Origin of the sequence: Streptomyces sp. NPDC020192, from assembly GCF_044388685.1 — a bacterium.
Classification (GTDB): Bacteria; Actinomycetota; Actinomycetes; order Streptomycetales; family Streptomycetaceae; genus Streptomyces.
The window spans coordinates 1-22,159 of record NZ_JBIRXG010000053.1 but is presented as its reverse complement, the minus strand read 5'-3'; the positions used below and the strand labels follow the sequence as shown (position 1 = coordinate 22,159).

At 69.1% G+C, this 22,159-nt stretch carries 13 protein-coding genes and 4 pseudogenes; 4 read left to right on the top strand and 13 right to left on the bottom strand.

Annotation, left to right across the window (positions count from 1 at the left end; genetic code table 11):
- Nucleotides 1-173: 173 nt before the first annotated feature.
- The 6 genes and pseudogenes from ACH47Z_RS43890 to ACH47Z_RS43865 form a co-directional block, all read right to left on the bottom strand.
- Nucleotides 174-1,196 carry a zinc-dependent alcohol dehydrogenase family protein gene (locus tag ACH47Z_RS43890; RefSeq protein WP_399085173.1) on the bottom strand — a complete coding sequence of 341 codons (1,023 nt, stop codon included), beginning with the start codon at nt 1,194-1,196 and terminating at the stop codon, nt 174-176.
- A 65-nt stretch (nt 1,197-1,261) separates the two neighbouring features.
- On the bottom strand, nt 1,262-1,663 hold the full coding sequence (locus tag ACH47Z_RS43885; RefSeq protein WP_399085170.1) for a cupin domain-containing protein: 402 nt from the start codon (nt 1,661-1,663) through the stop codon (nt 1,262-1,264).
- A gap of 113 nt (nt 1,664-1,776) precedes the next feature.
- Nucleotides 1,777-1,950 (bottom strand): annotated as a pseudogene (locus ACH47Z_RS43880) (carboxymuconolactone decarboxylase family protein); the annotation flags it as partial.
- 358 nt (nt 1,951-2,308) lie between these two features.
- Nucleotides 2,309-3,962: pseudogene (locus ACH47Z_RS43875) on the bottom strand (RICIN domain-containing protein).
- Nucleotides 3,963-3,995: 33 nt separating this feature from the next.
- Entirely contained in the window at nt 3,996-4,208 is a 213-nt protein-coding gene (locus tag ACH47Z_RS43870) for a Beta-galactosidase C-terminal domain (RefSeq protein ID WP_399085201.1), read from the bottom strand.
- A 481-nt stretch (nt 4,209-4,689) separates the two neighbouring features.
- Complete coding sequence (locus tag ACH47Z_RS43865) at nt 4,690-5,244, bottom strand: HD domain-containing protein (protein ID WP_399085167.1); 555 nt, start codon at nt 5,242-5,244, stop codon at nt 4,690-4,692.
- A gap of 430 nt (nt 5,245-5,674) precedes the next feature.
- Between ACH47Z_RS43865 and ACH47Z_RS43860 the strand changes: the two genes are divergently transcribed.
- On the top strand, nt 5,675-7,567 hold the full coding sequence (locus ACH47Z_RS43860) for an SMI1/KNR4 family protein (RefSeq protein ID WP_399085164.1): 1,893 nt from the start codon (nt 5,675-5,677) through the stop codon (nt 7,565-7,567).
- 60 nt (nt 7,568-7,627) lie between these two features.
- On the top strand, nt 7,628-8,221 hold the full coding sequence (locus ACH47Z_RS43855; protein WP_399085161.1) for a radical SAM protein: 594 nt from the start codon (nt 7,628-7,630) through the stop codon (nt 8,219-8,221).
- Here the strand turns inward: ACH47Z_RS43855 and ACH47Z_RS43850 are convergent.
- The 5 genes and pseudogenes from ACH47Z_RS43850 to ACH47Z_RS43830 all read right to left on the bottom strand — a co-directional run bounded on the left by ACH47Z_RS43850 (nt 8,151) and on the right by ACH47Z_RS43830 (nt 17,815).
- Nucleotides 8,151-9,116, bottom strand: coding sequence for a DUF1152 domain-containing protein (locus ACH47Z_RS43850; protein ID WP_399085158.1), 966 nt, complete (start codon nt 9,114-9,116; stop codon nt 8,151-8,153). The two genes, ACH47Z_RS43855 and ACH47Z_RS43850, sit on opposite strands and share 71 nt — an antisense overlap.
- A gap of 272 nt (nt 9,117-9,388) precedes the next feature.
- Nucleotides 9,389-10,145 (bottom strand): annotated as a pseudogene (locus ACH47Z_RS43845) (SDR family NAD(P)-dependent oxidoreductase).
- 87 nt (nt 10,146-10,232) lie between these two features.
- Complete coding sequence (locus ACH47Z_RS43840) at nt 10,233-14,405, bottom strand: beta-galactosidase (protein WP_399085155.1); 4,173 nt, start codon at nt 14,403-14,405, stop codon at nt 10,233-10,235.
- Nucleotides 14,406-15,430: 1,025 nt separating this feature from the next.
- Nucleotides 15,431-16,072, bottom strand: coding sequence for a hypothetical protein (locus tag ACH47Z_RS43835; RefSeq protein ID WP_399085153.1), 642 nt, complete (start codon nt 16,070-16,072; stop codon nt 15,431-15,433).
- Nucleotides 16,073-17,650: 1,578 nt separating this feature from the next.
- A complete protein-coding gene (locus ACH47Z_RS43830; protein ID WP_399085150.1) occupies nt 17,651-17,815 on the bottom strand; it encodes a hypothetical protein in 165 nt (54 codons plus the stop codon).
- A gap of 10 nt (nt 17,816-17,825) precedes the next feature.
- Here ACH47Z_RS43830 and ACH47Z_RS43825 point away from each other — a divergent pair.
- Together ACH47Z_RS43825 and ACH47Z_RS43820 are read left to right on the top strand one after the other, a co-directional pair.
- Nucleotides 17,826-18,861 (top strand): annotated as a pseudogene (locus tag ACH47Z_RS43825) (IS701 family transposase).
- A gap of 267 nt (nt 18,862-19,128) precedes the next feature.
- Nucleotides 19,129-19,680, top strand: a complete 552-nt coding sequence (locus ACH47Z_RS43820; RefSeq protein WP_399085147.1) for a glyoxalase superfamily protein — start codon at nt 19,129-19,131, stop codon at nt 19,678-19,680.
- A gap of 90 nt (nt 19,681-19,770) precedes the next feature.
- On the opposite strand, the gene ACH47Z_RS43815 is transcribed toward ACH47Z_RS43820, so the two are convergent.
- Nucleotides 19,771-19,998, bottom strand: coding sequence for a hypothetical protein (locus ACH47Z_RS43815; protein ID WP_399085144.1), 228 nt, complete (start codon nt 19,996-19,998; stop codon nt 19,771-19,773).
- Between the two features lie 340 nt (nt 19,999-20,338).
- Nucleotides 20,339-21,607, bottom strand: coding sequence for a peptidase S8 (locus ACH47Z_RS43810; protein WP_399085141.1), 1,269 nt, complete (start codon nt 21,605-21,607; stop codon nt 20,339-20,341).
- Between the last annotated feature and the right edge of the window lie 552 nt (nt 21,608-22,159).

Sequence of the window (22,159 nt, the reverse complement as noted above, 5' to 3'; positions counted from 1 at the left end):
CGCCGGGGCTGCACGTAGTCGTGAGCGAGGCTCCTTCACGGGTCCGATGACTGGCGCTTCCTTGGGGCTGTCGGGTGCCTCCGCGCCTGGTACGCGACCGCGACGCGCGGACGCGCAGGGGTGCGCCTGCCGGTCCGTGCGCGGTTCGCACGGACCGGCAGGCCCATGTGCTGTCAGGGGCGCAGCAGGGCCTTGATGGCGCGGCGCTCGTCCATGGCCTTGTAGCCCTCGTCGGCCTGCTCCAGGGGCAGGGTCAGGTCGAAGACCTTGCCAGGGTTGATCCGGCCGGTGAGCACCCGGTCGATCAGGTCGGGCAGGTAGGCGCGGACGGGGGCGGGGCCGCCGCGCAGGGCGACGTGGGAGTAGAACAGTTCCTCGCCGTTGATCTCCACGCCGTGCGGGACGCCGACGAATCCGACGTTGCCGCCGGGACGGGCGGAGCGCAGGGCCTGCTGCATCGCCTGTGGGGTGCCGACGCATTCGAGGACGGCGTCGGCGCCGATGCCGTCGGTCATGTCCTTGATGCGGGCCACGCCCTCGTCGCCGCGTTCGGTGACGATGTCGGTGGCGCCGAACTCGGTCGCCAGCTTCTGCCGGGACTCGTGCCGGGACATGGCGATGATCCGCTCGGCGCCGAGTTCCCTGGCGGCGATGACGGCGGACAGGCCGACCGCGCCGTCGCCGACCACCGCGACGGTGGAGCCGGGCCTGACCTCGGCGGCGACGGCGGCGTACCAGCCGGTGCCCATGACGTCGGAGCAGGCCAGCAGGCTGGCGATGTGCTGCTCGTCCGGCTGGTTGGGGGTGGCGACCAGGGTGCCGTCGGCCAGCGGGATGCGGATGTACTCGGCCTGGCAGCCGCCGGCGCCGACGAACTCGCGGTGCAGGCAGTTGGTCTGGTAGCCGTTGCGGCAGTTCGGGCAGGTGTTGTCGGAGGCGAAGAAGGAGCCGACGACGAACTGGCCCGGCTTGACCCGCGAGACGTCGTTGCCGACCTCTTCGACGATGCCGACGTACTCGTGCCCGATCGGCGTGGGCTCGTTGACCGTGTTGATACCGCGGTAGTCCCACAGGTCCGAGCCGCACACGCAGGTGGCGACGGTACGGATGACCGCGTCGGTCGGATTGATGATCTTCGGAGTGTCGCGCTCCTCGACGCGCACATCCCCGGGAGCGTGGATGACTGCTCCGCGCATGGTCATTTCCTTAATTTCGTGCCAGGCGCCCGGCAGGCGCCGACCGTGTGCTCAGGTCCGGTTGCTCAGGCTCGGGTACCGCGGCGGGGGCCGCCGTACTCGCCGTCGGTGACGTGTTCCAGCCAGTCGACGTCGTCGGTCTCCCACAGCGCGATGTGGGTCATGAAGTGGTCGGGAGCGGCGCCGTGCCAGTGCTCCTCGCCCGGCGGAGTCCAGATCACGTCGCCGGGGTGCGCCTCGAGGATCTCGCCGCCGCGGGCCTGGATCAGGGCGATGCCCTCGACGATGTAGAGGGTCTGGCCGAGGCCATGGGAGTGCCAGGCGGTGCGGGCGCCGGGGGAGAAGCGGACCGCGTTCGCGCGGGCCCGGGAGGGTTCCTCGCCCCGGTAGATGACGTCGGCCCACGCGTCGCCGGTGAACCACTCGGCCGGCAGCTTTATCGTCGGCTGCTTCTTCAACAATTCCATCGTGAACTTTCTCTTCCGTGTTGTGCTTGCGCGGCGCTCCCGAGGCAGATGTGCCTCGGACCGCTGCACGGCTGTACTGGTCAGGCAGTGGAGCCTTCGGACTCCTCGGTGATGCCGAGCTGCTCGGTCCGGTAGAGCGCCGCAAGTGCGGTGACGGTGACCAGACTGCGATCATGCGGTGACAGCCCGGCGCGCTCCCACACGTCGCCGAAAAGGATCTCGTCGGTCAGCCCGACCAGCTTCGGGGCCACGGAGGCCAGGGCTCGTGGGGCGGTCTGCTTGGCCATGGTGCTAGGAGCTCCTTGCATCAGTGGTCGAGGCGGGGCCTGGGGAGGCCGTGTATCGGTTCCCCGTCGCGGTGACGGCCCTGCCCGCCACCGGGTGACGACCGTGGCGTCGATGGTGATCAAGAAAAAACCGACCGTGGCGTCGGCGATGGCCGTGGCCCCGACTGCCGGTCACCATCGATGAAACCTCTGGTTGTGCGGGTGGGGAAGGTAAAGCCGTTCCAGGTAATGGCAGTACCCCCCAGGTCCCGCACGGGTCACGCCGGGCCAGGATCACCCCCACAGCAAGCCGGCTTCCGCTCCCGGTGGCTTCAGCCGGGCCGGGCCGCAATCGCGCGAAACGTCCCAGCTCGACGCACTACCGTCGCACGAGCTTCCAGTCCTGCGCGCCGTCGTCGGTGGCGTTCTGCAGGGTCAGCGCGGCTCCCGGGAAGCCACCGGTCACGTAGAGGGCGGTGTTCTTGACGGCCTGGAGCTTGACGTAACCGTCGCGGGACTTTACGAGGTTCCAGCTGCCGGTGGGGCTGTTGTCGACCCACTGGCCGATCTTCTGGCCGGCTGTCGCGTTCCCGGTCCAGATGGCTGCCGCCCGGCCGCCCGACTTGTTGAGCAGGGTGACGCCGCCGTCGGGCTCGGTGACCACGTGCCAGCACTGGGTGTCCCTGTTCGCCACCGCGCCGGCGTCCTCCAGGGCGACGTCGGGGACGTTTGAGTTGCCGATGTTCGCGTCGTTGGTGTGGTCCCCGGTGCTGATCACCTGGCCGGTCTTGCGGTTCACCGGCTGGTAGGAGGCGCCCGCCGAGTGGCCCCTCGTTGACCCAGACGTCGCCGCTGCCTGCGGCGTTGTAAACCAGTCGGCCGTCGGGGAGTCTCACGATCACGGGGCTGCCGTCCGTCGCAAGTGGCCGGGAACCGGTGTCGACCGGCAGCGAGGTGACGGGCTCGCCGGTGGGCGAGCCGCGGTGGAACGTGAGCGGGTTGTCGGCGAGCAGGTACCGGATGTTCGTCCCGCCGCCCCAGTACTCGAAGGCGAGCAGCCATGTGCCGTCGGTCGTCGGGACGACGTTCGCCATGCCCGGCCGTCCGCCGCCGATCTCCTTCTTGCCGCTCCCCATGTCCTGGGTCAGGCCCGCGACGTCGACGACCGGTTCGCTCCACTGAGCGGTGCGGCCGTTCCAGGTACGGTGGACGAGAATCTGCCCGTGGGAGTCCGGCGCGGTGTCGTTGGCGGGGGCCGGGGTGGGGATGCCGGTGACGGGATCGAAGCCGGTGTAGTCGTTCTCGTCGGAGTAGTAGCAGACGAGTTTGCCCTGGTAGACCATCAGATAGGGCTCCCACAGGGGATCCACCTGACGGTGTGTGTTGGCTTGGGCGATGTTCTGGCCGATGGCGCCCGCGCTGCCGCCCTGCCAGCCGCCGGTGGCGATGACGTTGACGACCCGCCAGGTCCTGCCTTCGTCGGCGCTGGAGTACAGGGCGACCGCCAGGTCGCTGCGGTCCCCGTCGTTGGACGGTGTCCAGGTCGGATCCGCTGCTTTGTGCTCGCGGTAGTAGTGGTCCTCACCCGACACGACGCTCGCCAGGAGCAACGTGCCCGCCTTGAGCCGGCCGACGTTCTGCGGGAGGACGTAGAGGTAGGGATTCGTCCAGTTGCTCGTGTACTTCGCGTACCGGGGGTCCTTGGACAGGTAGGCGGGGGCCTTGACCTCCGACAGGTGCTGCCACGTCGTGCCGTGGTCGTCGCTCTTGTACACGGGGAGCGTCTCCCCGTCGGCACCGCCCGTCTGGGTTACGACGGTGGCCTTCTCGAACGCGGCGCCCAGGCGTCCGCTCGGCAGTTGCGCGGACTTCGGATAGATCGCGCAGTTGCCACGTCCTTTCAGACACGGTTCGTTCCCGAGCTGGTACAGGATGCCGCCTGTCGGGTTGTACGCCTGTGCGCTGGACACGGGCAGCGTCGCGAGCGCGGACGCCGCGACGAAGCATCCCAGTGTCCTGCCGAGTCTCCGCATGGTCCTCTCCTGTGGGTAACGGGGACTTTCGTCCTAGGCCGTCGCTTCGTCTGCGGTGGTGAAGATCCGTACGTCCCACGGGCCGAGCTCCAGCGCGGCACGCGCCGGCACGGAGTCGCCGCCGAGGGCGTCGGTCAGGTCCGCCGGAGCCGTGACGCGGGCCGGTTCCCAGCTCCAGTTGTGGAGGACGTGGACCCGACGCCCTTCCGGTGAGGTGCCGGTTGTCGCGGTGACCGTCGGCGGCAGGTCGCGCCAGCGTCGTCCCGGCCGTGAACCAGGTCGAGCTGCACCCCTACTTCATCCAGTCCGACGTCCAGAAGGCGAACGCCGAGCACGGCGTCCACACCCAGGCGTGGTCCCCGATCGGCGGGATCACGTTCTACTGGGACAAGGACGGCACCGGACGGAGCACGCTCCAGGACCCGGCCGTCCAGGCCATCGCCCAAGCCCATGGGAAGACCCCGGCGCAGGTGCTGCTGCGTGACGAGCCCCGAGCGGTTCAAGCTCGTCATCCTCGAGAACTGAGGCGGGAAGGCGAAACACCGCGCGACACGGCAGCTTGGATCGCTGGCGGTCTTCGCGAGGGGCCTTGGGTGCGTGGGCCTGAGCGCCACCTACGGGACGGCCGTCGACCCGGACACCGGCGCCCGCCTCGGCGGGCTGGACAGCCGGCCGGAGCACATCCGCGCGCTCACCGAAGCCTCGCTGAAGAGGCTGGGCGGATCCTTCATTCCCTCCAGCCCGCGGCGATGTTCTCGTCCCAGGTCGGCTGATGGATGTGCGGTGCCTTCTGCCGGACCAGGTCGCTGATGGCCGAGGCCCCGACGAGTTTCTTCTGGTTGCCCTTGACCTGGTCGACGATGGCGTCGGCCAGCGCGGTGCCGAGCTTGAGCCGGGGCAGCGCTTGGTGGACCTTCTCGGCGTACCCGACCGGCAGCTTGTCGCGGCTGAGGGCGAAGACGTCGTTCATGATTCCGGCCTGCGTCAGGGCGATCTCCGGCCGCTTGCGCCCGGGGATGGTGCTCGTGGTGTGCAGGGCGATCGCGTCCCAGACGATCTCGATCCGTTCCCTGCTCATGCCCCGCCGGTCCAGAAACGCGGCAGCGAGGTCCGCACCGTCGACCTCGAACCGCTGATTCCCGTTGCCCTCCCGGGTCAGCCCCATGTCGTGGAGAATGCAGGCGAGGAAGAGCAGTTCGCCGTCGTAGTCGATTCCTGCGTGGATTCCGCGGCTCCTGTAACTGCGGACGCTGTGGTTGAAGAGGAACGCGGCTGCTCGCACATGGCGAGATCGACTGCCGTGCGTGCCAACTCACTGTCAGGGAGGTCCCAGGTTTCGAAGAGATCAGACATGGGCCCGAAACTAGGCGGCCTCGAAGGTGTGACTCGCCAGGCGCGCTCCTGGATCGCCCTACGGTCACACGACCGTCGCAGCCTTGGGCCGCCGCCTTCGAGGGTCCTCTGCCGGCCATGGTCATCTCGCCCCCGATGGCCGCGCATGCCGACGGCGTGGACGGCCGGTGACATCGCGCCGGTCCGGCTCCGATGAGCAAGCCTGTGAGGGAGGGCGACGTTCAGCTCGTGGAGTTCCCCATGTAACGAGCCGGCTGGTCGCGGGGACACGCCTTGGCGTGCGTCGGCGCGAGCGGGATCGTCCTGCGCCGGGAAAGGGTCGGGGCGCCGTTGTCGGTGCCGGATGACACCATCTGGCCATGAGTGGCGACTCTTTCAACTGGCATGAGTTCCTGGGGCGTTGGCGGGGGGAGTGGGTTCCGCGCGCGGATGAGGACGAGGACGCCGGGCAGACCGTCGTATCGCCGGGCAGGCCCGGGGCGGACGAGGCGGCGATCGCCTCGGCCGAGGAGCGGCTGGGGCGGCGGCTGCCACCCTCGTACCGGGAGTTCCTGGCCGTGAGCGACGGGTGGTACGTGGACGAGACGGCCGGGGTCTATCAGCTCGGCGGCGCCGCGGACATCGACTGGTTCCAGGATCCGTACGACATGACTCCGCTGTACGAGCAGAATCTGGGTGACAACCCGCGCAAGGAGGACGTCCTGCTGGCCGGGATGTGGCAACGGGCGCTACGGCTGGAGACGCGCTCCGACATGTCGTACGCCCTGCTCGACCCGGGCGACAGCGACCAGGACGGCGAGTGGGCGCTCTACGTCTACAAGGGCTGGAGCGGTGAACTGCCGCACCGTTACCCGTCGTTTCGCGCGTACATGGAGGCCATGTACCGCGGCTTCCACTCCGACCGGGTGGCAAGACCCGACTTCGTGAACGCGACCACGCGCGCCCAGGACGCCCATGTGGAGCAGGCACGCCTGCTGGCCCTGCGCGGACGGCACGAGGAGGCCGTGCCCCTGCTCGAGGAGGCGCTGTCCTTCGGACGTCCACACAGCGCCGTCCTGCTGAACCAGATCCGGCATCTGCTGGCTCCGCGCAGCCTGCGGGATTACGGCAACCTGGTGGCCGACCCGCGCTACCTGCCCGAGATTCTGCCCTTGGAGGCCATGACGCCGGTACGCGGCGAATGGCGCCTCGGCGGGGACGACCACTGGCTCAGGATGATGACCGCCCGCGGGGCCACTCGGGAGGCCGCCGAGACCGTACTGAGCACGATGCGGGACGGCACCCATCGCTACGCGCCTCCCGGTCCATGGGGCCGGGCCGTCACCGAGGCCCAGGAGTCGGCCCGCTGGGGGGTGACCGACGCCGCGTGGCGAGTGCTGCGGGACGCGCTCCCGCTGTGGGAGGCGCCCGGGCCTTCGCTGATCGCCCCGATCGGCCTGCTCGCCGATCCGGTCCTGGGTCCGCTGATCACCCCGGAGCGTGGTCGGGAGATCCTTGCGACACCGCGGGCGGGGGAGAGGGGACCCGCTCCCGAGCCGGTGCCCGATCTCGACCCGCCGGGCCTGGCCTGGCTGACGGAACCCGCGGTGAACCGGGGGCCGCTCGACGGATACCGCTGTGTCTGGGTCGAGGGGATCGACCCCGCCCGTCTGCCGGCCCTGATCGGCGAGGAAGGCGCCGAACTGAGCGCGCCCGTGGATCCACGCACGGCGTCCTGGCGGGCGCCCAAGCCGCACGAGCGCAAGAGCGTGGAACCCTGGGAGGACAGGGCCGTGGCCGCCGTCGGCCGCACTGCCGAAGGCTGGACCTTCGCCTTCGACGGCGATTCCCACCACCGCCTGAACAAGCTGTTCCTGTCGCCCGCTGTGGCCGCCTCCCCGTCCGGCCGCGCGGTGGTGGTGTGGCGCGACCCGAGGCGCTCCTCCCCGGGTGACCACCCGGCTGCGTTCCACCTGTCGGTGGCCGAACAGGGGGAGGAGGTCTACGCGTTCACCGTGCGGGGCACGGAGATCCAGCGTTCCGGCGCGATACCCGAGGCCCTGGACCCCGCACGACTGTTCCGCCTGCAGGACTCTGAACTGAACCGCGAACTGCGTCTGCTGGAGGCCCTGCACACCGAACTCGGGCTCTCGCTTCCACGCTTCGCGCTGACCCAGGGCAGGCTCTGCACCTTCACCACCCGTTCCTGGACCCGGGCGCCACGCGCCGGAGAGGGGTTCGTCCACGTCAGCTTCGTGCGGCACCGGCCCTGAGGCGTGAACGGCACAGACCGGTGACGGTCCCAGGGATGTCATCTGGGACATCACCTACGCGTGCGCGCTGCGGTGTACGGCCGGCGCCCCACTCACCGACGCGATCGCCGCGCTGGGCCCCGGTGTCGTGTCGCTCGGCGGCTCACCGACAGCGGCGCCGAAGTGGTCCTCTACACGGGGGGTTGGTCGGTCACCCGGGCCACGGTGGAACGGCTTGCGGAGGCGTGCCACCGCTTCGTGGTCAGCCTCGACGGGCCGAGCGCCGAGGTGCACGACCGGATCCGGGGCCGTGCGGGCTCATTCGACCGGGCCCTGCGCACCCTGGAACTGCTGGACGAGGTCTCCCGCGCGTGCCCGTCAACAAGGCGTGAGACCACTGCGGTTCGGTACCGACTGTGTCGTGGTGCGGAGCAATGCCGACCTGCTCGACGAGTTCTGACCGGGATCGCCTGGAGGAGCGGGCGCGACGTGCCGCTCTCGCACCGCCGGGCGTCCTGGATGCGCTGCCCGCCCGCCGCCGAGCACACTCGTCACGGGGCGATCCGGTGGTGCCGGGTCACGGCGAGCGTGGCTGCTGCCGGGCTCAGTGCGGGAACGCCCGGGGCGGCCGCTGCTTGGGCAGTTCCTCGCGGAAGGCGGCGATGGCAGCGCTGATCTGGCGCATAAGAACCGTGTTCTCCAGCCGGTCGAGATAGAGGTTCTCGCGTGCGAGGACGGGTAGATCGGCGCAGAAGTACAGCGCCATAAGCGGGTTGATGAACAGTTCGCTGCCGCGGGTGCGCTCGGTGAAGCGTACGTCGCCGAACTCCCCCCGCACGGCGGCGGCGACGGAGCCGTGCACGATGCTCGGATGACTCGCGTGGCTGCGCTGGGCATCGGCCACCGCGTCGAGGTAGGCGGCCCCCTCGGGGCTTTCGCGGGGGAGTGAGAACGCGCCCAGATAGCCTCCGGCGCGGTCCAGGGCGGCCAGGTTCTCCAGCACCAGTGAGTGGTTGACACCGTGGTAGGCGTCCACGCCGAAGCCCACGCAGGCCACGAGCCGGTGCGGGACCTCGTCCAGCCCGGCGACGGCCGCCAGGCTGGCCATGTCCTCCTCCGGAGTGCCGAGCCCGTGCTCGTCCCCGCGCATCAGGATGTCGGTCCCGCCGTCCACCAGGACGACCGCGTCCACGCCGCCCAGGTGGTCCAGCAGGGCCCGGTAGGCGGCGCGCAGCGGCTGGACACCCGTGCGGGGGAAGGCGTATACGGTGTCGGGCAGTTGCTGCGAGTGGAGCCAGCGGGCGAGGGAGCGCTCGGGGAAGTAGTCGCCACGCAGCGGGGTGTCCGGGCGGACGGCGGCGACGTCTTCAGCGACCCAGGAGTCCAGGTCCAGGCCGTACAGGTCGGCAAAGGACAGGCTGGCCAGGTGGACCTCGGCGCCGGCCGACCGCAGTGCGAGGGCCAGGGGCAGTCCGGCGTAGACGTCGAAGCCCCCGCCCGCGCCGGCGACGAGGACCCGGCGCGCCTCGCGCAGGCGGGTGAAGAAGACGGGCTCACGGAGGGAGATCACCACCAGACCCTAACAACGCCCGATCCGTCCCCACGTTCGGGCCGTTTCCTGTGTGATGAGGCGGGCGAGATGCTCGTCCCGCTCTCTGGCGGCACTGATCACGGAATACCTCCACAAAGCTCCGCAATCGCGTTCTGCCCCGGCTACGTCGTTCCCCCGTGGGGCACAGAGGGGCACCACACCAGGCCGATGGTGCCTTCCGCATGACGCTGCGCGGCTCGCGCCGCGCAGGCCGCCGGGCGCGGCCACCGGGGAACAACTGGGCTCCTGGATCAGGGTTTCAGGGCGTCGGAGATGGACTTGACGCCGCCGTGTGCGGTGAGTCCCCCGTCCACCGGAATCTCCGCACCGGTGATGAACGAGGACTCGTCGGACAGCAGGAACACCACGAGCGGGGCGATGTCATCGACCGTCCTGCTCCTGCCCAGCGGTGTCTCTCCGATGGTCGCGTCGCGAAAAGCCTTCGTGGCCTGGGCGGTCATCTCGGTCTCGATGTAACCGGGGAGCACGGTGTTGACCCGGATCCCTTTCGGCCCCAGTTCCGTGGCCGCGATTTTCGACACGGCGCGCAGGGCCCATTTGCTCGCGGTGTAGGCGACGAGGTAGTAGCCGGTGAGCGCGGTGGCCGACCCGATGTTGACGATCGACGAGCCGGGTGGCATGAGCGGGGAAAGACGCTGAATACCCAGCAGCGGGCCGGTGGTGTTCACCGCCTGCACGTGGGCCATGTCCTCAGGGCGTACGTCCTCGAGCCGCTTCCTCTCGATGATCCCCGCGTTGTTGACCAGCCCGTGAACTTGGCCGTACGTCTCCTTCGGCGGCCAGTTCGTCCCAGTCGCTCTCGCTGCTGATGTCGAGCCGTCGGCATCCTTCGTCTCCGGGACGCGCATCGGTGGCCACCACGGTGGCACCGGCTCGGGCCAGCGCGCGAGCCTCGGCCGCTCCCTGCCCTCGGGCCGCTCCCGTGACGACGATGACTTTGCCTGAGAGACGCCGAGTGGGCTGTTCGTCTTCGGAGATCGAACTCATGGCGGGCAACCTACCTCGCCATCGTGAGTGGACGCCTGCGACAGGGGATCCAGGATCCACTGTCACAGGCGTCCGTCAGCCGCACATCTAGCCGCACGTCAGCGTCGGCATCGCCCAGTCACCGTGGTCGTTGCCGTTACCGTCGCCGGCGTCACCGACCTTGAGGTCGACCACCTGGGCGCCGGTGACGTCGACGTCGATCGGCACCGCGGCCTGTTTGCCGCGGAGCGTCGGCGTGGTCACCAAGGTCTTGCCGTCGGCGATCACGGAGAACGTCACCGTTCCCGCACCGCCTGTCTCGTCGTCGACACCGACGTCCGCCGTCAACCGCGGGCACTTTCCGGCGAGGTAGAGCTCGACGTCGCTGACCGCGTTGGTGCCCAGGCCCTTGGCGTAACTGACTCCGGCGATACTGATCGGACGGCCGTCCCCGGCCGCCTGCTCGCCGACGCTGCTGTCACGCTCCACCGGACCCCACCCGTTGGTGGACGACAGGAACGGCAGATCGCTCACAGCGCTCTTGCCGGCCGGCGGAGCCGGCGGGATCCCGCCGAGGATGCGCTCGTCACCGGCGGCGGCCTGCCGTCCGTTCTGCAGGTAGTGCACCGTGGTGGTGAGTGCCGAGGCGGAGGGCAGCTTCCCGGCCGGCGGCTGGACCTTCCAGGTGAAGGTGGCTGATCCGCCGGGTTGCAGGCGCTTGACCGACATGGGGCTCGTGGCACTCACGCTCCAGCCGTCGGGTGCGGAGAGCGAGGCCGTCAGTTGGGACGCGGACGGTCGGTTCTTCGGTATCCGCACCGTCGTCTCGGCCGTGAAGGCCTCTGCCGACTGGGCGGTGTCCGGCACGTCCAGGGTGACATCCGCTCCCGGGCGCTTCGGCATCGCGTACGTCCGCTGGTCGTAGCGGGGGCTGTCGTTCTGTCCGACGCGCAGGGACGAGGCGTAGCTGCCGTAGTTGGTGAGCGAGACCTTGCCGAGCCCGCCGGTGCTGCCGTCCAGGTTCCACACGGCGATGGCGATGCTGTTCCGGCCGTTCGGATTCAGGATCCCGTTCGGGACCGGGAAGGTGTTCTGCGGGCCGAGGTAGTTGACGTAGTTGCCGACCTGCCAGCCGTTCACGAAGATCGTGGCACGGTACTTGCGTGACGGGTCGTCGGTGAACGTCAGCCCGAGCGAGGTGTCCTGGCCGTGCGGCAGGTCCAGGTTGACGTCGGTGCGGTACCAGGAGACCCCGGGGCGCGTGTCGGTCGTCGGCAGGGACCCCCGGTTCCAGGTGCCGTCCGGATAGCCCGGCAGGGACCAGCCGGCCCGCTCGCCGTACAGGCCGCCGGTAGAGAGCGGGCCGCGCACCGGGTCCTGCAGGTCCTCGCCGCCCCGTACGCCCTGCAGCCGCCAGGTGACGGAGGTCAGAGGCGCCCCGACGAGGGAGGCGCTGGTCAGGCCGCGCGCGGTCTTGTTGCCGTTGGTCGAGTTGTAGTCCTCCTCGTGCCCCATGTTCACGGTGAGCACGGAGATGACGTTGTCTCCCTTGGACTTCACCGAACCGGCCGGGAAGGTGAAGTCGGCGCTGCCTGTGGTGGAGCTGCCCAGGAAGGTGCCGCCCAGCCAGGCGGAGAACGCCTGCGCGTTTCCGCCGGAGTCCGAGACCAGGTGGATGCCGGTTTCCTTGCCGGTGGCGCGGAAGCGGCCGCGGTACCACGTGTTGCCGGTGTGGAACCCGTAGTCGTCCGCGTAGAGCACCGGCAGCGAGTTGACGCCGGAGACGCTGTTGGTGGTCGTCTTGTCGGCCACCTGCCAGTTGGAGTCGTCGAAACCGGGGGCCGCTTCGGGGGACTCCTCGGCGTGCTTCCAGTTGGTCAGCGTCGGCAGGTGGATCGGGGCAGCCACCGGGATCTTCCCGGTGAGGCTTCCTGTGTCGTTGGCCTTGGTGTCCAATGCCTTGCCGTTCCAGGTGACGTGGTCGGCGGAGGTGAACACCTCGATGTTGTTGTCGTCGGCGTTGTCGCCGGTGAGCGCCACGGTGTGGCCGCCGTCGAGGCTGGTCGCCGTTCGCAGCAGGTGGGTGCCGCGCACGAGCACCGGGCCGGTCGTCGTGTCCTGGCGCCAGAAGGTCTTCGCCGTGGCCTTGTCACCAACGAGCAGCTGCAGCGGACGCGATCCGCCGCCGCTGATACTGACGCGGATCAGGCCCTTGTGCGTGTAGTTCAGCCGCAGGTCACCGGTGGCCTCGTCCCAGGTGGTCGTGACCGTGCCGCCGCTGGTGGTCACGGTGGGCTTGGAGGAGTAGCGCAGTACGGTCTCGCCGTCGCTGCCCGGGTCGCCGTAGAGCACGGCGACGTCCCGGTTCCCGATCGTCGCGCTGGTCATGATCTCCGAGGTCGAGTACTGCAACTGCGCGTCCCCGAGCCGGTAGTTCGCCACGATCACGTGCGAGTCGCGCCCGTCGAGCGTGATCGCGGTGCCCGGCTGCTGTGGCACGACCGGGTAGGTCGGCGTCGCGGTGGCGGCCGTCGGCACGTCGATGGCGTCGATGGCCACGTAGTTGTCCGTGGACCCTGAGCTGTGGTTCCCGTTGACGACGATCTTCAGCGTGTGTGCCCCGGGCGTCAGGCCGGTCTTCTGGAAGATCACCGCCTGGTTCTCGCCGCCGGAGTCGTCGACCGTCGCCACCTTGGTGCCGTCGAGGTAGACGTCGGCGTAGCCATGGTTGTTGGTCTTCGAGCCGATCCAGCGGATCGCGGTGCCGTCGAAGGGGACGGTGACCGAGTCACCGGCCTTGTTGGAGAACGACTCGGTGTGCTTGTAGTCGCCGCCGGTGTAGCTCTGGTCGGCCACGTGCGACCACGAACCGGTGTACTGCAGCGCGGAGTCGGGGTCGTCCCAGGTGTAGGTGGTGTCCGAGGACGGCTGGGCGTTGAAGTCCAGCGAGATGTGGGTCTTGTCGACCGCCGTGGACGTGGAGTTGCCGTGCCGCAGGACGTGGAACTGCGTCCTGGTGTCGGGGTTCATCCGGGCCGTGTCGACGACCGCGGAGTCGTCCGGCGGCGTGGCCCTGATCGCCTCGGTCTTGGTCAGCGGGGCGACCGACTGCGTGAAGTACCCGATCAGCTTGTCCTCGTAGTACTTCGGATCGAGCTGGCGGTTCTCGCGGACCGCGGCCCCGTAGTCGTACGACGTGTAGTTCTCCGGCATGCCCAGCCAGCCCCAGTTGGTGCCGCCGTAGGTCATGTAGAAGCTCTGAGCGGTGGCGCCGACGGCTATGTTCTGCTTGTAGAACACGTTGGCGAACTGGTCGTTGATCAGCTGGGCGCACTTGTCGTAGCCCGGCCCGCCCCAGGGGTCGAAGGCGCCGCCCTGGAACTCCGGCGAGTACAGCGGCTTGCCGGCCGGGTGGTCGTAGCTGATGTCGGGTACGCCGTTCCACTTCGAGGGGTTCGAGCAGTTGAAGCCCTGCGGGTAGGAGTCCGGTCCGTCGACGTCCAGGGCGCCGGTACCGGAGTTGAAGGTACCGTTGTTGTTGCCGGTCAGCGGTACCGTGATGCCGTCGGCGCGGGCTTTGTCCTCGAGGTGCTTCATGTAGGAGCGGCCGGCGGCCGAGCCGTTGTAGTACTCGTTCTCGACCTGGTAGGCGATGACCGACCCGGTGCCGTTGGTCAGCTGGTGGCGGGCGATGATCCTGTCGATCTGCGTCAGCCACTCGTCCGCGTACTTCAAGAATTGTGGGTCGTCACTGCGGTTGTGACCGGCCTTGGTGGTCATCCAGCCGGGCAGACCGCCGCTGTCGACCTCCGCGTTGATGTACGGCGCCGGGCGCGCGATCACGTAGAGCCCGGCCTCCTGGGCCATGTCGAGCAGCTTGTCGACGTCACGCACCCCGCTGAAGTCGTACACGCCGGGCTTCGGCGAGTGGTATCCCCAGTCGAAGTACAACGAGGTGGAGTTGAACCCGGCGGCCTTCATCTTCTGGAAGATGTCGCGCCACAGGTCCGGACTGGGGAGCCGGAAGTAGTGGAACTCGCCGGACCACAGGTAGGTGCGCTTGCCGTCGACGAGGAACGAGTAGCCGTCGAGACTCACCGTGTGTGCCCGCGGACCGGCGGCAGACTCGGCGGCGGGTACCTGCCCGCCGACGTCCTGCGCCGTGGCGGGCCCGGTCATGCCCATGGCCAGGGCGATGGTCGCGCCGGTCGCGAGGGCCGCCCTCCACCATCGACGGCGACCGGGTCTCGCAGTTTCTGAACCGATCCGATTACTCCGCACTGCGGCCTCCATACCGCCTGACCGATCAGCATCAAACAGAGTCAGGCAAAGTCGAACAGTAAGGGGGCGCAAGGAGCAACACAATGGGGCGGGAGAACACGGTCGAGTCGGCAGGGGTGGCTTGGAAGCCGTACATACGGCGGGCCGCTGACCATTCGTCACGGGATACGGTCACCGGACGGCACGGGAGGGGCGGGAGGGCGCCGGGCGCACTCGGTGCGTAGCCGTGTGCAATCGGGCGTCCGGAGCGCCCGTGCTCCAAGCGGACGCTCCATGGTGAGCGCGCGGCTCACTTCAAGGCCGCGACGCTGGAACTCGGGCTCTTCGGCCTGGCCTCTTGCCCGCGGCGCGACTGTCTGATGGGACCTGCTTATATCCACGGCGGGTGGTGTCACCGCTACCGTCATGGGCAACCAGTGTCGGCGGCCGGGCAACTCTGCGGCATCGTGTGCCGGCCGGGACATCCGCAAGGGGGTGTACCAGGGGCAGGCGGTCCTGCGTGTGGAACAGCAGCGGTGACACCGCGACCCTGCGCAACGACCGCGGCCACGTCGTCGACGCGGTTTCCTGGGGCCCGTGACCGGGGCCGCCGCCGCTGACCGGGTGGCCGAGGGGTGGCTGACGCCCGTCGGTGAAGGAAGCGCTCTGCTGGCGGGCCGCTCCTGGTGCGGGGGCGGACGTGGCCGGCGGGTTCACCGGGTGGCTGCCCGTGCTCTGGGTCCCGGGGCGGTCTCCTGGCGTGCGGTTTGAGGCTTGTCTCACCCGTTCGGGGGTGGGGAAACGCCGGGAGGGAAGCGGGGGGCGAGGGTGCGGGGAGATTGCCCGCGGAAGGCGGTCGGGGCCGGAATTCCCAGGTGAGTCGGCAGGCGGGAGGCAGGGCGCAGGCCCGGGCACCGGGCGTGACGCCTGGTGACCGGGCCTGGCGGTGCGTGCATGGCGCGTGGGTTGTCAGACAATGGTGGGGACTGGGGTCCCCGGCCCGATTCCGGCGGGCCGGGGACCCATGTCGTGCTGTCAGGCTCCGGTCAGTCCCAGTCGCCACCGCGGTCACCACGGTCGCCGCGGTCACCCCGGTCGTCACGGTCACCGCGGTCGTCGTGGTCGCAGATCACGCGGAAGCTGGCCACGACGCCGTCCTCGACGTGGATGCCCTTGACGTGGAGATCGTCGATGCCGAAGCTGGAGCTGTGGGGGCCGACGGTGGCGATGGGGGCGCCGTTGTCGCAGACCGCGCCGCGGAAGACCTCCACGCGCTTGCGGCTGTCGTTGCGGACGTTGAGGGTCTTGGCGTCCAGGCCGCTGAGCACGGTGATGCAGTCACCGGGGTGGGCGGAGTAGGACCGCTCGTTGACCAGGATCCGGCCTCGGTCCTCGTGGCGCCTGCCTTCCTCGCGCCGGCCTTCGCCCCGGCCTTCGTTGCCCTTGCCTTCGTTGCCCTTGCCCTGCCCTTCGTTGTTGTTGCCCTGCCCTTCGTTGTTGTTGTTGCCCTTGCCCTGTCCGGAGTCGCCGCTGAGGGGTGCCGCTGGGGCAGCGGCCGGGGCGACGGCGGCCGGGGCCACCTGGGGTGCTGGGGCGGAGGCCGCTGAGGCGTAGGTGATGCCGGTCACGGCGAGCGCTGCGGCGGCTGAGACACCTGCGGTCACCATGGTGGTACGAGCGAGCTTCATGTCGCTTCTCCTGTCTGGATATCTCGGAGATGTCGGCTCGTCAGCCGACTGCGATCAAACGTACTCACAGCTGTCATATCAGTCATATCGGAAGGGTCGCGTCAGGGAGCCGATCGGGGCATATAGGGCCCTGTCTCCCCCTCGGTCAGGGTGTGAAGTGGCCCGTGAAAAAAGGCGTATTGAATGACTGTTAGTCCTTTCGGATGATCTGCTGACGTCTATTCACCCCAGGCCGACCGTGTGTCGCTGCGAAATTGATGAGTTGATTCGTGTTAAGGGATCGGCTGTGCCGAAGGCTGCCCGGCAGGAGATCGCGGAGTGGCAGTGCGTCAGCCGTCCCGGGGGGCCGGTGTCGTCGGCCAGTGACATTTGTGCAGTGGTGCGGGTCCTGACCTGGGCGCGCACGCCGAGGACAACACGCACGTGGAGACGGTGTGGAGGCTGGCACCACCATGGCGGAGAAGTTGGCACTGCCCTGCATTGAGGTGGCACGTGCCGGTCGGGCAGCTGGACACGACAGTGATGGGACTTCTGGCCAAGCTGAACGGAAAATCGACCTTCGGGTGGGCAGGCGGCAGATCCGGGCCGCTTGCGGACAGGATGTCGGGGTGGAGCCGGTCAGACGCATTCAGGCGGGGGTTCAGCCGGCAAGAACGGGGCGTCGGCTGCCGGGCCGTCGGGCACGGCGGTGCCTGCGGAGTCGGTGGGGGAGATCCCTCTGGGTGCGGGGCCGCAGACGAAGTGCACGGCGTAGCAGCAGCCGCCTGCGGGCAGCTGCCGCTACCGGTCTGAGAAGAGTGAGCCGCTTCAGGATCTGAAGGGCACGCCGGGTGCGACGTCGTCGGCGGTGACGCAGGCGAATCCGGCGTCGACGATCTGCCGTAAGGGCGGTTACACCAAGAACATCCGGCCGCCGGAGGCGATCACCGGGAAGGAGAAGCGGCTGAACGCCGCCTCTTACGCCTACACCGGCAGGCTCGGCGACGCAGAGTACGACCACGACATCAGCCCTCAGCTCGGCGGCAACGCGGGCGTCGGCGACGGCGACGCCACAGCCGGCGACGTCGACAGCGCGGGCCGCACCTATTCCGCCCAGGCCCTGGCCGCGGACACGCCGAGCATCATCCCGGCGCTGACGTGGTCCACGATGGGATCCGGTTCAGCTGGCCGGACGCGCGCCTCGGAGCACCGGACAACGTCGTGGCGGGCGGGCAGACCATCGCCGTCTCGGGCTCCGGCACGACACTCTGACTGCTCGGAGCGGCGGCCTACGGCGACGCCTCCGGCACCGCGACGATCACCTGCACCGACGGGAGCACGCAGGACTTCTCCCTCACCTTCGCCGACTGGTGGTCGGCGACACCCGCTGCCGGGGTGACCTCCTCACCACCATTCCCTGCGCCAACCGGAACGGCGCGTGCGCTACCTGACCCTGCCGGACGTCGGCAGCGGTACCCCCTCCGGGCTCTCGATGCACGTGTTCGCGGTGGGTATGGGCTGAGACTCAGCGGCCGAGGCCGTCCTGTACCAGCCCCCACTGGTCCAAGGACCACACGGATTCCGACCTCCTGCCGGGCGCTACCGGGGGACGTTCAACCTCTCGTTGCACGCGTGGGCCGAGCCGGACGAGTGGACGGCGACCGCCGCGACCGCAGTCGCCCCGCGCGACCAGCGCTCGTCCGCCAGATCGTGATCTTGCTGGTCGGGGCCGGTGTGGAGACGGCTGCGGCCACCGTTGATCATCGTGAGTTGTGTGGACAAACGAAGATCAGGCGCTGACCGCGGGTCACAGCGTAGTGCCTGCCGCACAACCGTGTTGGTGCTCCGGCTGCTGTCTGACCTACCGAAGAAGAACTGCTGGACGCTGGCCGAGCACGCGGGTGACGCGACCCCGGACGGCATGCAGCACCTGCCGCACCGCGCGAAGTGGGACGCCGACGCGATCCCCGACGACGTGCGGGCCTATGCGGTCGAGCACCTGCGTGACGACGAGGCGGTGCTCGTGGTCGACGAGACCGGGGACCTGAAGAAGGGCACCGCGACGGTCGGCGCGCAGCGGCAGTACACCGGCACAGCAGGCCGCATCGAGAACGCACAGATCGCCGTCTACCTGGTCTACTCCGCGGCCGACGGGTATGCCGCGATCGACAGGGCGCTGTATGTACCGCGCTCGTGGACCGACGACCCGGAACGCTGCCGGGCCGCCGGAATTCCGGAGCGCCTCACCTTCGCAACCAAGCCGCAGAGCTCGCCGCCCGGATCACCAGCAGTGCGCTTGACGCGGGGACGCCCGCCCGCTGGGTCGCGGGCGATGAGGTCTACGGCGGCAACCCGCACCTGCGGGCCGCACTCGAAAGCCACCAGTTCGGCTACGCGCTGGCCGTCTCCAGCACCCACCAAGTTGCCACGCCCGCAGGAAAGTTCGCGGCGAAAACGCTGGTGGCGAAGATCCCAAGGCGGGCCTGGCAGCGGCACTCGGCCGGTGAGGGCGCGAAGGGCGAGCGGGTACTACGACTGGGCCCAGGTCGACATCCTCGGCCCATCCGCTCGCCCCAGCCGCTGGTGGCTGCTGGTCCGCCGCAACCGGCGCTGGACAGTGGAGGAGATGTTCCAGGCCACCCGAAGACCTGATCTCCCTGACCGGCAACGAGCTCCGGCATCTGTTCGCGGAGCTGATCAACCCGGTCCATGACCTCGCGCACCGACTCCGCTGGTCGCGGTGGCGACGGCGCCACCAGGCCCGCACCCGCACCTTCCACCACCGACGACCAGCAACCGCTCAACCGTAATCTGCCGCAAAGTCATGCTGCGAGGGCACGTTTCTGCGGCAGTGGTGCCATCGCATCAGGCTGAGCGGTACCCGGAGTGAGCGCGGCGCCGTGGTGCTCGCCGCTCAGGCCAACCGGTACCATCGGTAGCGGCCTGGTGCAGCCGGCCGCTCGCGCCTTTCAAGGCTGGGTGAATGCACCGTGGGTCACCTCGCCTCGGCTCACTGAACGCGGCGCCAGCCGACAACGCGAGCATCGGCAGGATGGGCCGCGTGGAAAGCCGACGCGATGACGTCCACTATCACTGACCACGCCAAGAAGCTCGCCAAACGCCTGCGCGAGAACCTTGCCACAGCGGGGATCGAGATCCCGCACAGCCTCGCGCTCGAACTGATCGCCCACCAGCTCGGCACCAAGGACTGGAATGTGCTCGCCGCCCTGACGAGCCACGCAGGAAGCCCTGCGGCGCCGGACATCAGCCCGGGCGTGCCGGTCCTGCGCGTCATGTCAGTCGCACAGGCACTGCCGTTCTACCTTGACTTCCTTGGCTTCGCCCTGGACTGGGAGCACCGGTTCGAGCCCGGGCTGCCACTGTACGTACAGGTATCGCGCTCCGCAGCTGTGCTGCACCTCTCCGAGCACCACGGCGATGGCGCCCCCAACAGCGTGGTCTGGATCCCGGTGCACGATGTGTCCGCGCTGCACAAGGAACTGCTCGCCCGACCGAACGCGCCGGTACGTCCCGGAATCGATCCGGAAGCGCCCGGAGGGCCGACGCTGCAGGTCATTGACCCGTACGGCAATGTCCTGAGATTCGCCCAGCCGCCATCCGCGCAGTAGCCGCCCCCGGCAGAGCGGGCCGCAGCACGCGGTGCGCTCTGCCGACATGATCCTCCACACGGAATGGTTTGTTCCTGCGAGCCTCGGTGATCAGGCGAGGTTCTTGGTGAAGAACTCGTCGAGCTTGTCGAAGGGGATGAGGTCGGTCTTGTCGTAGAGGTCGACGTGGCCGGCGCCGTGTACGACGTGGAGTTCCTTGGGTTCTGCCGCCGTCTCACCCGCCGAGCCGCTCCGCCCGACCACGGTCGAGCGCCGGGATGTCGGCCAGCGCGACGTGCTGATCGAGATCAAGTACTGCGGCACCTGCCAGACCGACATCCCCCGAGCTCTCGGCTCCGCTCGAGCCGGGGACCCCCATGCTCCGCGGTGATTGGGGGCGGGCCGCACCACGCGGACGACGCGCGTCCTGCGAGCGGCCGCCGTCCACGAGAAGCACGTGGGATGGCGCATCTACCGGCCCACCCTCGCGCAGGCCTGACGGCGTCTTAGGACCTTGTGCCGCGTCAGGTTCGGGCTGGGGGAGGGGCCCGGCCGGCCAAGCACGGCATGGAGCGTGTGGTCTTCGGCCGGCTGGAGGGTTGAGACGAGACAAATGGCTGGGCTCGCGCCGCAGTAGTGCGACGCGAGCCCAGCCCTTGTCGGTCAGAGGGCGCCGCCGTCAGAAGGCGCCGGTGCCGTTGGGTGTGCCGAGGCCGGTCGGCCCGTCGTATCCCGGACGCGCGGTGCACAGGTAGGTGCCGCCGCAGGAGCCGTTGCTGCCCGAGGTGACGTCGTTGAGCGCCGAGGTGTGGCTGTATGGATATGAGCCGTCAACGACCTGAGAGGTGTTTCCGGCCAGTGCGTAGACGCTGGCGATGATCGGTGACGCGACGCTTGTGCCCCCGACTTCGACCCATCCGTCGGCACCCTGTGCGAGACCGAGTTGAAGCTCGGTGTCGCACAGCAACGCGCCGCCGCAGCTGTTGTACGTGTCGTAGACCGCCACCCCGGTATTGGGGTCGGCGACCGCGGCCACATCGGCGACGGTGCGCTTGGCGCATCCGGAGTCGTGCTGCCAGGACGGCTTGGCCTCGTACGCCGAGCAGCCCGAGCCCGCGCCGCTCCAGGCGGTCTCGGTCCAGCCGCGCGCGTTGGACGCCTTGCTCAGCGAGGTGCCGCCCACGGCGGTGACGTACGGGGAGGAGGCCGGCCAGGAGACGCCGTAACCGGAGTCGCCCGAGCTCGCTGTGATCGCGACGCCGGGGTGCTTGAAGTGCGAGTCGAGGGAGGTGACGGTGTTGTCCTCCGACCCGCCCCAGCTGTTGGAGACGGAGACGACCCCCGGGGTGGTGGCGGCGGTGTCCTCGGCCCTCATGAGATCCGGGACGTTCGCCGACTTCGCCTCGACCAGGAGGATGTGGCAGCCAGGGCAGGCGGCCGAGACCATGTCGAGGTCGAGACTGATCTCCTCGGCCCATCCGTAGTCACCGGAGGGCAGCGGCGATGCCTGGCCGTTCTGATTCACCTTGCGGAAGCAGCCGTTGGCGGTGGTGCACGAGGGCAGACCGTAGGCGCTGCGGTAAGCGGCCAGGTCGGCCTCGGCGGTCGGGTCGTCCATGGCGTCGACGATCGCCACCGTTCGACCCGATCCCGAGGTACCGCCCAGTTTGTAGGCGGAACGCAGATCGGACGGCGTATGCCCCACGGTGGTCGGGGATCCGGTGGTGAACGGTGACATGCGGCCCGAGGTGGTGCGGTGGTCCTTCAGGACGCCGAAACAGCGGGCTTGTCCCGCGTGCAAGGGATGGACACAGCCGAAGCCCGTCGTACTCGCGGAGGTGGACGCGCGCGGGGCGGACGAGAGGGCGGCGGCCTGGACACCGGTGGCCAGGCCGACGGTGAGGGCAGTGACGGTGAATGTGAGCGTCGCCGTGAGGCAGGCTGCCACCCTCCGCGTCCGGCGTCTCGGTTGGTGGCGGTGGATCACCAGGGATCCGGAGGGTATCTCGCGTCGGTGCATCAAGCCTCCGTGCGGTTTCAGGTGGTTCGGAAGGGCCACATGACGAAAAACAGCGTTGACAGACGGCGTGTCAGGTCAGTTGCGGGCCGGTTGGTTCACCATGCGGCCGCCGTCTTCCGCTGGTCAAGGTCATGGCAATGCAGGTCTTGTGAGGCTGCCGAGGTGAGCGAGTGAACCGCCGTTGATGCTGGTGTGTCCGCATGTTCCTCGCCATGGCCACGAGTCGCGGACGGCCCTGAACGGATCGCCCGGGCTGCTGGGGCTGTTGAAGAAGGACTGCTTGGTCGAGCGGAAAGCGTGTTCTCCTTGGCGTCGCGCGTCATCCTCGCCGGCTCCTGTACGAAGTGATCCACCGGCGCCTTTGGGACGGTGGGTTGTGACGGGGGCCTCCCGGTGAAGCACCTCCCGGATTCCCGGCCCGTGTCGATAATGACCTTGTGCGCTCGCTAGCCAGGAAATCCGTCTTGCCCCTGACGCTGG